The sequence below is a fragment of the Ramlibacter sp. JJN2-2R genome (assembly GCF_057747835.1).
On sequence record NZ_CM173226.1, the window covers coordinates 2,351,763 to 2,366,801 of the forward strand.

Genomic DNA, 15,039 nt, shown 5'->3' on the forward strand with positions numbered 1-15,039 from the left:
TCCCTGAGCGGTGCAGTGCACAAACACTTGTACCCTGCGCCCATTCCAAACCCCCAGGAGACGACGATCATGTTTGCGTTCAGGCATGTCACCGTGGCGGCAGTGCTGGCTCTCACCGGCGCGGGTCTCGCGTTCGCGCAGGCCACCCCGGCCAAGCCCGCAGCGTCCGCCGCCAAGTCCGCCGCGCCGGCCAAGCCCGCGGCGGCTGCCGCCACCACCGGCGCGGCCAAGGGCGAGACCATCCGCATCGCCTTCATGGATCCGCTCTCCGGCCCGTTCGCCAACGTGGGGCAGAACCAGCTCAAGAGCTGGCAGTTCGCGGCCGAGCACTTCTCGGGCAAGACGCCTTCGGGCGCGAAGTTCGAGGTGGTGGGCTTCGACAACAAGGGCTCGCCGCAGGAGAGCCTGAACACGCTCAAGGCCGCCATCGACCAGGGCTTCCGCTACATCACCCAGGGCAACGGCTCGGGCGCCGGCCTGGCGCTGGAGGACGCGGTCGCCAAGTACAACGAGCGCAACCCCGGCAAGGAACTGATCTACTTCAACTACGCGGCCGTCGACCCCTCGATGACCAACGAGAAGTGCGACTACTGGCACTTCCGCCTGGACGCCGACACCTCCATGAAGATGGAGGCGCTGACCTCGTTCATGAAGGACCAGCCGGCGGTCAAGAAGGTCTACATCATCGGCCAGAACTACTCGCACGGCCAGCAGGTCGCCAAGTACTTCAAGGACGCCATCAAGCGCAAGCGCCCCGACGTGCAGATCGTCGGCGAGGACCTGCACCCGATCGGCCAGGTCAAGGACTTCTCGCCGTACGTGGCCAAGATCAAGCAGTCGGGCGCCGACACCATCGTCACCGGCAACTGGGGCCAGGACCTCACGCTGCTTGTCAAGGCGATGAACGACGCCGGCCTGAAGACGCCGATGTACACCTACTACGCCGGCGTGACCGGCACGCCCACGGCGCTGGCCGCCGGCGGCGACAGCGAGGTGTACGTGGTGGCCTACGGCCATGCCAACCACACCGGCGAGCTCGGCCAGATGGGCGCGGAGTTCAAGAAGAAGTTCAACGACGACTACTACACCTACGCCACCTACAACGGCATCCAGCTGCTGGGGGCGGCCATCGCCAAGGCGGGCTCCAGCGAGCCGGCCAAGGTGGCCAAGGCACTCGAAGGCCTGTCGGTCAAGAGCTTCGCCGGCGACGTGACCATGCGCGCCACCGACCACCAGCTGCAGCAGACGATGTTCATCACCAAGTGGCAGAAGGCCAAGAAGGGCGAGTACAGCGTCGAGAACACGGGCTACACCTTCGTGCCGATCAAGCAGATGGACCCGTACGTCTCCAGCACGCCCACCAGCTGCCAGATGAAGCGCCCGGGGGCCTGATCCCCGACCATCCGCCAGCCGGGGCCCGCGGCGGTCCCGCAGCCGGGATGGCCTGACCGCTGTCCCGGCTTTTTTTCGCCCGGCCCAACGATCCCCCATGGAGTTCTTCACCATCTCCCTGCTGAACGGCATCAGCTACGGGCTGCTGCTGTTCATGCTCAGCTCCGGCCTCACGCTGATCTTCAGCATGATGGGCGTGCTCAACTTCGCGCACGCCAGCTTCTACATGTTGGGGGCGTACTTCGCCTTCACCGTGGCGCAGCTGGTGGGCTATTTTCCCGCGCTGGTGGTCGCGCCGCTGCTGGTGGGCCTGCTGGGCGCGCTGTTCGAGCGCTACTGCCTGCGCCGGGTGCACAAGTTCGGCCACGTGCCCGAGCTGCTGATCACCTTCGGCCTGTCGTTCATCATCCTGGAGATAGTGCAGCTGGTGTGGGGCACCAGCTCGGTCGACTACCGCGTGCCGGCGCTCCTGAGCGGCCCGCTGTTCACGCTGTACGGCACGCAGTTCCCGATGTACCGCGGCTTCATGATGCTGGTGGCGCTGCTGATGCTGGTGGCCATCTGGCTGCTGCTCACGCGCACGCGCATCGGGCTGGTGATCCAGGCGGCGCTCACGCACCCCGACACGGTCGAGGCCCTGGGCCACAACGTGCCGCGCGTGTTCATGCTCGTGTTCGGCGGCGGCGCGGCCCTGGCGGGCCTGGCCGGCGTGATCGGCGGCAACGCCTTCGTCACCGAACCGGGCATGGCCGGCACGGTCGGCTCGGTCATCTTCGTCGTGGTGGTCGTCGGCGGCATGGGCTCGCTGTCCGGCGCGTTCGTCGCCTCGCTGCTGATCGGCGTCATCCAGACCTTCGCGGTCGGCATCGACGCCTCGCTGATGGGCACGCTCAACGCGCTGGGCGCGGCCGTCGGCCCCGACACGCCCGGCTACGTCGTGTGGCGCCTCAAGATCAGCCAGATCGCGCCCATCCTGCCGTACGTGTTCCTGGTCCTGATCCTGATCTTCCGGCCCAAGGGCCTGCTCGGCACCCGCGAGGGATGAACCCATGAGCACCCTCACCGACACCCAATCCTCGCCCGCCGCGCGCGCCGAGTCCTCGCACGAAGGCCCGCCCATGGGCCTGCCGGGGGCGGCGCCGGCGCCCGTTCCGGTCGCGCCGCACGGCGGCTACTACGAGTTCCGCCCGCTCAACATCGGGCGCTGGATCATCTGGTCGCTGTTCGCGCTGGTGCTGCTGGTCGCACCGATGGTGTGGACCAGCTCGCTCGCGCACACGATGCTCAGCCAGATGGGCATCGCCATCATCGTCTGCCTCTCGTACAACATGCTGCTGGGGCAGGGCGGCATGCTCAGCTTCGGGCATGCGGTGTATTCGGGCCTGGGCGCGTTCATCGCGATCCACACGCTGAACCTGGTGGCCAAGGGCGCGCTGCCGATTCCCGTCAGCCTGATCCCGATCGCGGGCGGCCTGGCCGGCCTGCTGTTCGCCGTGGTGTTCGGCTGGGTCACGACCAAGAAGGCGGCCACGCCCTTCGCGATGATCACGCTGGGCATCGGCGAGCTGGTGTTCGCGATGTCGCTGATGTTCCCCGAGTTCTTCGGCGGCGAGGGCGGCATCTCCGGCAACCGCGTCACGGGCCCCAAGCCGTTCGGCATCACCTTCGGCCCGCAGATCCAGCTGTACTACCTGATCGCCGTCTACACCTTCATCTGCACCGCGCTGATGTTCGCCTTCACCCGCACGCCGCTGGGCCGCATGCTCAACGCCGTGCGCGACAACCCCGAGCGGGTGGAGTTCGTGGGCTACGACACCCAGAAGGTGCGCTACATCGCGTTCATGATCGCCGCCTTCTTCGCCGGCATCTCGGGCGGCCTCGCGGCGCTGAACTTCGAGATCGTCACCTCCGAGGTCGTCAGCGGCTACCGCTCGGGGGCCTACCTGCTGTTCACCTTCCTGGGCGGCGCCACCTTCTTCTTCGGCCCCGTCATCGGCGGCGTGCTGATGGTGCTGGCCTTCGTGCTGCTGTCGGAGGTCACCAAGGCCTGGCTGCTCTACCTGGGCCTGGTGTTCCTGTTCATGGTGATGTACGCGCCCGGCGGCATCGCCAGCCTGATCATGATGAACCTGCGCGTGGCCTCGTTCGGCCGCCTGCGCGAGCTGTGGGTCAGCTACCTGGCGCTGGGCGCCACGGCGCTGCTTGCGCTGCTGGGTGCCGCCGGCATGATCGAGATGGTCTACCACCTCAAGCTCAATCCGGCGCTGGGCCCGCAACTGCAGTTCCTGGGCACCACGCTCAACGCGCAGGGGGTCGACAGCTGGTTCGGCTGCGGCTTCGTGCTGCTCACCGGCATCGGGCTGTTCGAGCTCACCCGCCGCACCTTCGTGCGCCAGTGGGGCGCGATCCAGGAGGACATCGAAAAGGAAATGAAGCGCCGGGAGGCCATGGCATGACGGCCGCATCCGAATTCGCCCTCGAACTGCGCGACCTGCGCAAGAGCTTCGGCAAGACCGAGATCATCCGCGGCGCCAACCTGGCGGTGCGTCCGGGCGAGCGCGTGGCGGTGATCGGCCCCAACGGCGCCGGCAAGTCCACGCTGTTCAACCTGGTTTCCGGGCGCTTTGCCCCCAGCGGCGGGCAGGTGCTGCTGAACGGCCGGCGCATCGACGGCAAGCGCCCGTTCGAGATCAACCGGCTGGGCCTGTCGCGCAGCTTCCAGATCACCAACATCTTCCCCAAGCTCAGCGTCTTCGAGAACCTGCGCTGCGGCGTGCTCTGGAGCCTGGGCTACCGCTACACGTTCCTGAAGTTCCTGGCCGACCTGGACGATGCCAACGACCGGGCCGAGGAACTGCTGCACATGATCCGGCTGGACAGGAAGCGCGACGTGCTGGCGGTGAATCTCACCTACGCCGAGCAGCGCGCGCTGGAGATCGGCATCACCATCGCCGGCGGGGCCGGCGTCATCCTGCTGGACGAACCCACCGCCGGCATGAGCAAGAGCGAGACGAAGCGCTTCATCGACCTGATCAAGGAAGTGACCGTCGGCCGCACGCTGCTGACGGTGGAGCACGACATGGGCGTGGTGTTCGGCCTGGCCGACAAGATCGCGGTGGTGGTCTACGGCGAGGTCATCGCCTTCGACACGCCGGAGAAGGTGCGGGCCAACCAGCGCGTGCAGGAGGCCTACCTCGGCTCGCACGTGGCCGACGCGCAGGTGGGGACCCATTGATGCTGAAGGTCGACAACCTCCACGCCTTCTACGGCAAGAGCCACGTGCTGCACGGGGTGCACTTCGAGGTGATGCCGGGCGAGATCGTCGCGCTGCTGGGCCGCAACGGCTCGGGCCGCTCGACGACGGCCAAGGCCATCATGGGCATGGTCGACTGCACGGGCAGCGTGCAGTGGAAAGGGCGCGAGGCGCTCGGCATGAAGCCGTACGAGGTCGCGCACCTGGGCATCGGCTACGTGCCCGAGAACCGCGACATCTTCCCCAAGCTCACCGTGCACCAGAACCTGATGCTGGGCGAGAAGCGCTCGGGGCAGAAGGGCCGCTGGTCGTTCGACGACATGTACCGCATGTTCCCGCGCCTGAAGGAGCGCCAGCACACCGAGGCCGGCGTGCTCTCGGGCGGCGAGCAGCAGATGCTCACGCTGTGCCGCACGCTGATGGGCGACCCGGACCTGATCATCATCGACGAGCCCACCGAGGGCCTGGCGCCCAAGATCGTGGAACTGGTGGGCGAGTACCTGCGCAAGCTCAAGGAGCGCGGCATCTCGGTGCTGCTCATCGAGCAGAAGCTCACGATCGCGATGACCATCTCCGACCGCGCGCTGGTCATGGGCCACGGCAGCATCGTTTTCCAGGGCACGCCTGACAGCCTGCGGGCGGACGCCTACACTCGCAAGGAGTGGCTGGAAGTGTGATCACGTTCAAATCGCTGCGCGATTCGAACGTGGTTGACTGATCAGTTGGGCGAGGCCCGGCAAAGCCGGATCCTCACCCAATGGTGTTCGCGCTGCACGCTGTTTCGCGCGAACGGGTCGACCTCCGGTCGTGCGGCCGGGAGTCCCTCCCGTGACATGGCGGCGTTGCAGCGCAGCAAGCCTTTTCTAGAATCGCCCCGAGCGAACGACCGTTCTTTTTCATCCAGGAGCACCGCACATGACGGCTGACTACAAGGTGCACGGCGACGTGGCCGTGATCACGATGAACAACCCGCCCGTCAACGGGCTCGGGCTGGCGACCCGGCAGGGCATCACGGCGGGCCTCGAGCAGGCCGGCGCGGACGCGGCCGTCAAGGCGATCGTCATCACCGGGGCCGGCAAGGCGTTCTCGGGCGGGGCGGACATCAAGGAGTTCGGCTCGCCCAAGGCGATCGCCGAGCCCAACCTGCTGTCGGTCATCCTGGCCATCGAGAACTCGCCCAAGCCCGTCGTCGCGGCCATCCACTCGGTGGCCATGGGCGGCGGCCTCGAGCTCTCGCTCGGCTGCCATTACCGCATCGCCGCGCCCGGCGCCAACATCGCGCTGCCCGAGGTGAAGCTGGGCCTGATCCCCGGCGCCGGCGGCACGATGCGCCTGCCGCGCGTGCTGGGGGTGGAGACGGCGCTGAACATGATCGTCTCGGGCGAGCCGGTCAAGAGCGAACTGCTGGCACAGCTGCCGGGGCAGAAGCTGTTCGACCGCATGGCCAGGTCGGCCGAGTCGCTGATGGACGAAGCACTGGCCTTCGCGCGCGAGGTGGCCGACAAGCGCCCGCTGCCGCGGGTGCGCGACCTGCCCAGCAAGCACCCCATGGGCGACGCCTACTTCCAGTTCGCGCGCAACATGGTCAAGGGCATGGCCAAGAACTTCCCGGCGCCGCTCAAGTGCGTCGACGCGGTGGAAGCGTCCACGAAGAAGAAGTTTGACGACGGCATGGTCTACGAGCGCGAGCTCTTCATGAACCTGATGCTCACGCCGGAGAGCCGGGCGCTGCGCCACATCTTCATGGCCGAACGCGCCGCGTCCAAGGTCCCCGACGTGCCCGAGGACACGCCCAGGCGCGAGATCAACGCGGTCGGCGTCATCGGCGCCGGCACGATGGGCGGCGGCATCTCGATGAACTTCCTGAACGCCGGCATCCCGGTGACCATCCTGGAGATGAAGCAGGAGGCCCTGGACCGCGGCATCGCCACCATCCGCAAGAACTACGAGGCCCAGGTCAAGAAGGGCAAGCTCAAGCAGGACAAGTACGAGCAGCGCATGGCGCTGCTCAAGACCACGCTGGATTACAAGGACCTGGCCCAGGCCGACTTGGTGATCGAGGCGGTGTTCGAGGAGATGGGCGTCAAGCAGAAGGTGTTCGAGACGCTGGACGCCACCATGAAGCCCGGCGCCATCCTGGCCAGCAACACCTCCACGCTGGACGTCAACAAGATCGCCTCGTTCACCAAGCGCCCGCAGGACGTGGTGGGCCTGCACTTCTTCAGCCCGGCCAACGTGATGAAGCTGCTGGAGGTGGTGCGCGGCGAGAAGACCGCCAAGGACGTCCTGGCCACCGTGATGGCGCTGGCCAAGAAGATCAGGAAGACGGCGGTCGTGTCCGGCGTCTGCGACGGCTTCATCGGCAACCGCATGATCGAGCAGTACAGCCGCCAGGCCGGCTTCCTGCTGGACGAGGGCGCGACGCCGCAGCAGGTGGACCGCGCGATCGAGAAGTTCGGCTTCGCGATGGGCCCGTTCCGCATGGGCGACCTGGCGGGCAACGACATCGGCTGGGCGATCCGCAAGCGGCGCGCCACCGAGCGCGCCGAGATGAAGTACAGCAAGACGGCCGACAAGCTGTGCGAGCTGGGCCGCTTCGGCCAGAAGACCGGCGCCGGCTGGTACGACTACAAGGAGGGCAGGCGCGACGCGATCCCGTCCAAGCTGGTCGAGGACATGATCGCCGAGCACCGCAAGTCGCTGGGGATCGAGCCGCGCAAGATCTCCGACGAGGAGATCGTGCAGCGCCTGGTCTTCTCCCTGGTCAACGAGGCCGCCCACATCCTGGAGGAGGGCATCGCCTCGCGCGCCAGCGACATCGACATGGTGTACCTCACCGGCTACGGCTTCCCGATCCACCGTGGCGGCCCCATGCTGTACGCCGACCAGGTCGGCCTGTTCAACGTGATGCAGGCGATGAAGCGCTTCCAGCAGAACCCGCGCGACGACGCGAAGTTCTGGGAGCCGGCGCCGCTGATCAAGAAGCTGGTCGCGGAGGGCAAGGGCTTCAACTGACCTCCCGCAGCCCGGCGAAAGCCGGGCGATGGAGGTCATCCCCGCGAAGGCGGGGAGCCAGCATCCTCGCGGAAGGCGGGGATCCACCATCCCCCCGCAACAGCGGGGACCCATCGAGACAATGATCAAACGCATCGCCCTCGTCCTCGCCACGCTGGTGCTGCTGCTCGCCGCGGCGCTGGCGGTGAACACCCTGCGGCACGGCTCGCGCCAGCTGGAGGTGGCCGCCGCGCCGCCGCTGGCCATCGACGAGAAGGCCCTGGCCGAGAAGCTGGCGTCGGCCGTGCGCTGGCGCACGATCGCCAGCCGCGACGACCCCGACGCGAGCGGCGGCGAGTTCCGCAAGCTGCACGAGGACCTGCGCCAGCGCTTCCCGCGCGTGCACGCCCAGCTCAAGCTCGAGGTCGTGGGCGGCTACAGCCTGCTCTACACCTGGCAGGGGACGGACGTGCGGGCCAAGCCCGTGCTGTTGATGGCGCACCAGGACGTGGTGCCCATCTCTCCCGGCACCGAGGACAAGTGGCAGGCGCCCCCGTTCGCCGGCCAGATCCGCGACGGCTACGTCTGGGGCCGCGGCGCCTGGGACGACAAGAGCCGCGTGATCGCGCAGCTCGAGGCGGTGGAGATGCTGCTGGCCACCGGCTTCCAGCCGCGCCAGACCGTGTACCTGGCGTTCGGGCACGACGAGGAGGTCAGCGGACCGCGCGGCGCGACGCAGCTGCTCAAGGTGTTCCAGGACCGCAAGCTGCACTTCGACTTCGTGCTCGACGAGGGCTCGGCCATCACGCAGGGGCTGCTGCCCGGGATCGACAAGCCCGTGGCCCTGGTCGGGCTGGCCGAGAAGGGGTATGCCAGCGTGGCGCTGCAGGCCACCGGCACGCCCGGCCACTCGTCGATGCCGCCCGCCGCGGGCACCAGCGCCATCGGCGCGCTGGCGGCCACGCTGCACCGGCTGGACACCGAGCAGCGGCCGGCCTCCATCACCGGCGTGGCGCGCGAGATGTTCGAGACGCTCGCGCCCGAGCTGGGCGGCTTCCAGCGCGTGGCGCTGTCCAACCTGTGGCTGTTCGAGCCGGTGGTGCGCCGGCAGCTGGAAAAGGGCAAGTCGACCAACGCCCTGTTGCGCACCACGACCGCGCTGACCATCGTCAACGGCGGCAACAAGGACAACGTGCTGCCCGGCCAGGCCGAGGCCACCGTCAACTTCCGCCTGTTGCCGGGCGAGAGCAGCGAGACCCTGCTGCAGCACGTGCGCTCCAAGGCGGGCGAGGGCGTGCAGGCCCGCGTGCTGGGCGGCGTGGCCGAGCCCTCCGCGGTGTCGCGCACCGACGTGCCGGCCTACCAGCTGCTGGCGCGCACCTTGCGCGCGCAGTTCCCCGGCATCGTCGTCGCGCCCTCGCTCGTGCTGACCGGCACCGACTCGCACCGTTACGAGCCCGTCGCCGACCAGATCTACCGCTTCTCGCCGGTGCGCGTGACGCCCGGCGACGTCAGCCGCCTGCACGGCATCGACGAGCGCATCGCCACCGCCAATCTGGCGGAGCTGGTGCGCTTCTACCACCTGCTGCTGTCCAACCTGAACACCCCCGCCGTCTGACTTTTCCCTGAAAGGCCCACCATGACCAACGCCGTCATCGTCTCCACCGCCCGCACGCCCCTGGCCAAGAGCTGGAAGGGCGCGTTCAACATGACGCACGGCGCCACGCTGGGCGGCCACGCGGTCAAGCACGCCGTGCAGCGCGCGGGCATCGACCCCGGCGCCATCGAGGACGTGCTCATGGGCTGCGCCAACCCCGAGGGCGCCACCGGCTCGAACATCGCGCGCCAGATCGCGCTGATGGCCGACCTGCCGATCACCGTGTCGGGCGTCACCATCAACCGCTTCTGCTCCTCGGGCCTGCAGACCATCGCCATGGCCTCGCAGCGCATCATCGCGGGCGAGGGCGACGTCTACGTCGCCGGCGGCGTCGAGAGCATCTCGTGCGTGCAGCAGGAGATGAACCTGCACATGCTCAAGGACCTGGACCTGGAGAAGAAGAAGCCCGAGATCTACTGGTCGATGCTGCAGACCGCCGAGCAGGTGGCCAAGCGCTACGGCATCAGCCGCGACCAGATGGACGAGTACGGCGCCGCCAGCCAGCAGAAGGCCTGCGCCGCCCAGGCCGCCGGCAAGTTCAAGGACGAGATCGCGCCGATCACCGTCCAGGCCGGCGTCGCCGACCCGGTGCTGGGCCTGCGCACCAAGGAAGTCACGGCCGACCGCGACGAGGGCCTGCGCGAGGGCACGACCAAGGAGAGCATCAGCGGCATCAAGCCGGCGCTGCCCGGCGGCGTGATCGCGGCCGGCAACGCGAGCCAGTTCTCCGACGGCGCCGGCGCCTGCGTCGTGGTGAGCGAGGAGTACGCGGGCAAGCACAACCTGCAGCCCATGGGCCGCTTCCTGGGCTTCGCGGTGGCCGGCTGCGAGCCCGACGAGATGGGCATCGGCCCGGTGTTCGCCGTGCCCAAGGTGCTCAAGAAGCTGGGCCTGAAGGTGGGCGACATCGACCTGTGGGAGCTGAACGAAGCCTTCGCCGTGCAGGTGATCTACTGCCGCGACAAGCTGGGCATCCCGGCCGACCGCCTGAACGTCAACGGCGGCGCCATCGCCGTCGGCCACCCGTACGGCGTGTCGGGCCAGCGCCTGACGGGCCATGCGCTGATCGAGGGCAAGCGCCGCGGCGCCAAGCGCGTCGTGGTCACCATGTGCATCGGCGGCGGCATGGGCGCGGCCGGCGTGTTCGAAGTGCTCTGATCCCGTCATGGCGGGCTGGCCCCGCCATCCGGTCCCGCGCTCGCGCGAGGGACCGGATCCCGGGTCGAGCCCGGGATGACAGGCTTGCTGGTGAACCTGCATGTCCTCGCTCCGCTCCACCCTCGACTTCCTGCTGTACGACTGGCTGCAGGCCGGCTCGCTGCAGCAGCGCGCCCGCTTTGCCGACCACTCGCGCGAGACCTTCGACGCCGTGCTCGACACCTGCGAGCGCATCGCGCGCGAGAAGTACGCGCCGTTCAACCGCCTGGTCGATACCGAGGAGCCGCGCTTCGACGGCGACAAGGTCATCCTGCCGCGGGCCACGCACGAGGCGCACCGCGCGTACGTCGAATCGGGCATGGTCAGCGCCGCGCAGGACTACGAGGAGGGCGGCATGCAGCTGCCCTACACGATCGAGGCCGCGGCCAACGGCTTCTTCGCCGTGGCGTCGGTCAGCATCGGCTCCAGCCTGCTGACCAAGGGCAACGCCAACCTGCTGATGGTGCACGGCACCGAGAGGCAGAAGGCGGTGTTCGCGCGCAACGAGTTCGGCGGCCGCTTCACCGGCACCATGTGCCTGTCCGAGCCGCAGGCCGGCTCGTCGCTGTCGGACATCACGACCCGCGCCGTGCCCGACGGCGCCGACTTCGAGGCCGATCCGCTCGGCCCGCGCTACCGCCTCAAGGGCAACAAGATGTGGATCTCGGCCGGCGAGAACGAGCTGGCCGAGAACATCATCCACCTGGTGCTCGCCAAGATCCCGGGGCCCGACGGCAAGCTGATCCCCGGCACGCGCGGCATCTCGCTGTTCATCGTGCCCAAGAAGCTGGTGGGCACCGACGGCCAGCTCACCGGCGAGCGCAACGACGTCGCGCTGGCGGGCCTGAACCACAAGCTGGGCTGGCGCGGCACCACCAACACGCTGCTGAACTTCGGCGAAGGCAAGTACCCGGTGCGCGCCGACCAGGGCGGCGGACTGGATGGCAGGGGCGCCGGCGCCATCGGCTACCTGGTCGGCAAGCCGCACGAGGGCCTGCGCTGCATGTTCCACATGATGAACGAGGCGCGCATCGGCATCGGCATGGCCGCCACCGCGCTCGGCCTGGCCGGCTACTACGCCTCGCTGGACTACGCGAAGAACCGGCCGCAGGGCCGGCCGGTCGGCCTTCGGCCGACGAGTCGGAGCGCATCAGGAAGCGACGCGAGCGTCGCCGGCAAGGACCCGGCGCAGCCGCAGATCCGCATCATCGAGCACGCCGACGTCAAGCGCATGCTGCTGGCGCAGAAGTCGTACGGCGAGGGCGCGCTGGCGCTGATGCTCTACTGCGCGCGGCTGGTCGACGAGCAGAAGACCGGCACGCCCGAGGCGGCCGACGAGGCGCGGCTGCTGCTGGAGGTGCTGACGCCGATCGCCAAGAGCTGGCCCAGCGAGTTCTGCCTCGAAGCCAACTCGCTGGCCATCCAGGTGCATGGCGGCTACGGCTACACGCGCGACTTCCCGGTCGAGCAGTACTGGCGCGACAACCGCCTGAACATGATCCACGAGGGCACGCACGGCATCCAGGCCGCGGACCTGCTGGGCCGCAAGGTGATGATGGAGGGCGGCAGGGGCCTGCAACTCGTCGCCGGCCGCATCAACCGCACCATCGAGGCCGCGATGCAGCGGCCCGAGCTGGCCGAGCATGCCAACGCCCTGGCGCGCGCGCTGCAGCACGTGGGCGCGGCCACCAAGGCCGCCTGGGCCACCGGCGATCCGGCTGCCGCGCTGGCCAACGCCGTCCCGTACATGCAGGCCTTCGGCCACGTGGTGATCGCCTGGATCTGGCTCGACGTGCTGCTCACCGTGCCGGCGCAGGGCCGCACCGCCGAGCAGGTCGGCCGCGTGCATGCGGCCCGCTACTTCTTCCATTACGAGCTGCCGCGCATCGGCGCCTGGCTGCGGGTGGTGGAGACGCGCGACCCCACCTGCGCCGACATGCCCGAAGAGGCGTTCTGACCATGGCGTCCGCCCGCACGCTGGCCTGGGTGGACCGCCTGGTCTGGACCCTCCTGTACGGCGGGGTGATCGGCCTCATCCTGGGCATCTTCACCCATGGCCAGCACCTCGTGGCCGGCTGGTCGCTCGGCGTGCTCGGCGGCCTGGCGATCACCGGCGGCATCGTGCTCATCGCCGTGCGCTCGCGCCTGCGCGAGGCGCCCCCGCCCGGCGCACAATCGACCAACGACAAGACCCGAGGAAAGACATGACGAGAACGGTCCAGCAACTCTTCGACCTGCGGGGCAAGACCGCCCTGGTCACCGGCGGCTCGCGCGGCCTCGGCCTGCAGTTCGCCCATGCGCTGGGCGAGGCCGGCGCGCGGATCATGCTGACCTCGCGCAAGGCAGGCGACCTGGAGGAGGCGGCGGCCGAGCTGCAGGCGGCGGGCATCGACGCGCGCTGGATCGCCGCCGACGCGTCGAAGGAAGAGGACCTGCGGCGCGTGGCCGACGAGACGCTCGAGCGCATGGGCGACGTCCACATCCTGGTGAACAACGCCGGCGCCGCCTGGGGCGCGCCCGCCGAGGACCACCCGGTGGAGGCCTGGGACAAGCTGATGAACCTGAACGTGCGGGGCTACTTCATCCTCAGCCAGCACCTGGCCAAGAAGAGCATGATCCCGCGCCAGTACGGCCGCATCATCAACATCGCCTCGATCGCCGGCCTGGGCGGCAACCCGCCCGAGATCCAGACCCTGGCCTACAACACGTCCAAGGGCGCGGTCATCAACTTCACCCGCGCGCTCGGCGCCGAATGGGGCAAGTACAACATCACCGTCAACGCCATCTGCCCGGGCTTCTTCCCCAGCCGGATGACCCGGGGCACGCTCGAGCGCGTGGGCGAGGACAAACTGGCCGCGCATGCGCCGCTGCGCCGGCTGGGCGACGACGAGGACCTCAAGGGCACCTGCGTGCTGTTCGCCTCCGACGCCGGCAAGCACATCACCGGCCAGTGGCTCGCCGTCGACGGCGGCGTCAGCATCATCACCGGCGGCTGATCCGCTGCGCGCCCGGCACTGTCCCCACGAACGATGAACGAACTGACTTTCGGCGTCGCCATTCCCTTCGTCCAGCACCTGGGCTTCCAGCTGGAGCGCATGGAAGGCGGCGAATCGCAGCTTGCCTACGAGGCCCGGCCCGAGCACCTCAACTCCTTCGGCGTCACCCACGGCGGCGCCGTGATGACGCTGATGGACGTCACCATGGCCACGGCCGCGCGCAGCCTGGAAAAGGAGATGGGCGTGGTGACCATCGAGATGAAGACCAGCTTCATGCAGCCCTCGCGCGGGCGCCTGACCGGCAAGGGCCGGCTGATGCACCGCACGGCGACGATGGCCTTCACCGAAGCCACCATCTACGACGCCGCCGGCCGCGCCTGCGCGCATGCCACCGGCACCTTCAAGTACGTGCCGCGCCTGCCGATCGGCCCCAAGGGGACGCAGGCGCTGAACGTGATCTCGACCGACTGACCCAAGGAGCACCGCCATGCCCGCCAACCGCCAGATCCTGCTCGACAACCGGCCGCAAGGCGAGGCCACGGCCGACAACTTCCGGCTGGTGACCACCGAGACGCCGCCGCTGCGCGACGGTCAGGTGCTCGTGCGCCACCACTACCTGAGCCTGGATCCCTACATGCGCGGCCGCATGAACGAGGGCAAGAGCTACGCCCAGCCGCAGCCGCTGGGGCAGGTGATGATCGGCGGCACGGTGGGCGAGGTGGTGGAGAGCCGCCATCCCAGGTATGCCGCCGGCGACCAGGTGGTGGGCATGGGCGGCTGGCAGGAGTACAGCGTCGTCGATGCCGAGCAGCCCGGCGCGCTGCGCAAGGTGGACACGGCGCACGTGCCGCTGTCGCACTACCTGGGCGCGGTCGGCATGCCGGGCGTCACGGCCTGGTACGGGCTGGTGAAGATCATCGATCCCAAGCCCGGGCAGACCGTCGTGGTGTCCGCCGCCAGCGGCGCGGTGGGCAGCGCCGTCGGCGTGCTGGCCAAGGCCCGCGGCGCGCGCGCGGTGGGCGTGGCCGGCGGTGCGGACAAGTGCCGCTACGTGACCGACGAGCTGGGCTTCGACGCCTGCGTCGACTACAAGCAGCACCGCGACGCGGCCTCGCTCGCGAAGGCGCTGAAGGAGGCCTGCCCGGACGGCATCGACGGCTACTTCGAGAACGTGGGCGGCATGGTGCTGGACGCCGTGATGCTGCGCGCCAACGCCTTCGCGCGCATCGCCATGTGCGGGATGATCGCCGGCTACAACGGCGAGCCGATCCCGATGGCGTATCCGCAGCTGATCCTCACCAACCGCATGCGCATCGAGGGCTTCATCGTCAGCGAGCACATGGACGTGTGGCCGGAGGCGCTCAAGGAACTCGGCATGCTGGTGGGCACCGGCAAGCTGCGCCCGCGCGAGTCGGTCGCCCAGGGCCTCGACGCCGCGCCCGAGGCCTTCCTCGGCCTGCTCAAGGGCCGCAACTTCGGCAAGCAGCTGGTCAAGCTGGTCTGAGCATCGGGGCGTGGCCGGGCGCAAGGACGATGCGTTCCGCCGGTGC

13 protein-coding genes are annotated in these 15,039 nt (G+C 68.9%); all 13 read left to right on the plus strand.

What is annotated here, in order from left to right:
- The first annotated feature begins 255 nt into the window (after positions 1 to 255).
- Positions 256 to 1,392: a branched-chain amino acid ABC transporter substrate-binding protein gene (locus AC3ANR_RS11470; RefSeq protein ID WP_488291792.1), complete on the plus strand. Its 1,137-nt coding sequence runs from the start codon at positions 256 to 258 to the stop codon at positions 1,390 to 1,392.
- Between the two features lie 97 nt (positions 1,393 to 1,489).
- The gene (locus AC3ANR_RS11475; RefSeq protein WP_488288242.1) at positions 1,490 to 2,437 is read left to right on the plus strand and encodes a branched-chain amino acid ABC transporter permease; all 948 of its coding nucleotides are present in this window, start codon (positions 1,490 to 1,492) and stop codon (positions 2,435 to 2,437) included.
- Between the two features lie 73 nt (positions 2,438 to 2,510).
- Positions 2,511 to 3,848 carry a branched-chain amino acid ABC transporter permease gene (locus AC3ANR_RS11480; protein WP_488291793.1) on the plus strand — a complete coding sequence of 446 codons (1,338 nt, stop codon included), beginning with the start codon at positions 2,511 to 2,513 and terminating at the stop codon, positions 3,846 to 3,848.
- Positions 3,845 to 4,627 carry an ABC transporter ATP-binding protein gene (locus tag AC3ANR_RS11485; protein WP_488288243.1) on the plus strand — a complete coding sequence of 261 codons (783 nt, stop codon included), beginning with the start codon at positions 3,845 to 3,847 and terminating at the stop codon, positions 4,625 to 4,627. Before AC3ANR_RS11480 ends, AC3ANR_RS11485 begins: the two co-directional genes overlap by 4 nt.
- Positions 4,627 to 5,322 (plus strand): ABC transporter ATP-binding protein, encoded by a 696-nt coding sequence (locus tag AC3ANR_RS11490; protein WP_488288244.1) that lies wholly within the window; start codon positions 4,627 to 4,629, stop codon positions 5,320 to 5,322. Before AC3ANR_RS11485 ends, AC3ANR_RS11490 begins: the two co-directional genes overlap by 1 nt.
- A gap of 238 nt (positions 5,323 to 5,560) precedes the next feature.
- Positions 5,561 to 7,660, plus strand: a complete 2,100-nt coding sequence (locus AC3ANR_RS11495; protein ID WP_488288245.1) for a 3-hydroxyacyl-CoA dehydrogenase NAD-binding domain-containing protein — start codon at positions 5,561 to 5,563, stop codon at positions 7,658 to 7,660.
- Between the two features lie 121 nt (positions 7,661 to 7,781).
- Entirely contained in the window at positions 7,782 to 9,257 is a 1,476-nt protein-coding gene (locus AC3ANR_RS11500) for a M20 family peptidase (RefSeq protein WP_488288246.1), read from the plus strand.
- A 21-nt stretch (positions 9,258 to 9,278) separates the two neighbouring features.
- Positions 9,279 to 10,454, plus strand: coding sequence for an acetyl-CoA C-acyltransferase (locus AC3ANR_RS11505; RefSeq protein WP_488288247.1), 1,176 nt, complete (start codon positions 9,279 to 9,281; stop codon positions 10,452 to 10,454).
- 100 nt (positions 10,455 to 10,554) lie between these two features.
- On the plus strand, positions 10,555 to 12,450 hold the full coding sequence (locus AC3ANR_RS11510; RefSeq protein ID WP_488288248.1) for an acyl-CoA dehydrogenase: 1,896 nt from the start codon (positions 10,555 to 10,557) through the stop codon (positions 12,448 to 12,450).
- 2 nt (positions 12,451 to 12,452) lie between these two features.
- Complete coding sequence (locus tag AC3ANR_RS11515; RefSeq protein ID WP_488288249.1) at positions 12,453 to 12,701, plus strand: hypothetical protein; 249 nt, start codon at positions 12,453 to 12,455, stop codon at positions 12,699 to 12,701.
- Complete coding sequence (locus AC3ANR_RS11520) at positions 12,698 to 13,489, plus strand: SDR family oxidoreductase (RefSeq protein ID WP_488288250.1); 792 nt, start codon at positions 12,698 to 12,700, stop codon at positions 13,487 to 13,489. Before AC3ANR_RS11515 ends, AC3ANR_RS11520 begins: the two co-directional genes overlap by 4 nt.
- Positions 13,490 to 13,522: 33 nt before the next feature.
- Entirely contained in the window at positions 13,523 to 13,960 is a 438-nt protein-coding gene (locus AC3ANR_RS11525) for a PaaI family thioesterase (RefSeq protein ID WP_488288251.1), read from the plus strand.
- 16 nt (positions 13,961 to 13,976) lie between these two features.
- Entirely contained in the window at positions 13,977 to 14,993 is a 1,017-nt protein-coding gene (locus tag AC3ANR_RS11530) for an NADP-dependent oxidoreductase (protein ID WP_488288252.1), read from the plus strand.
- Positions 14,994 to 15,039 lie beyond the last annotated feature (46 nt).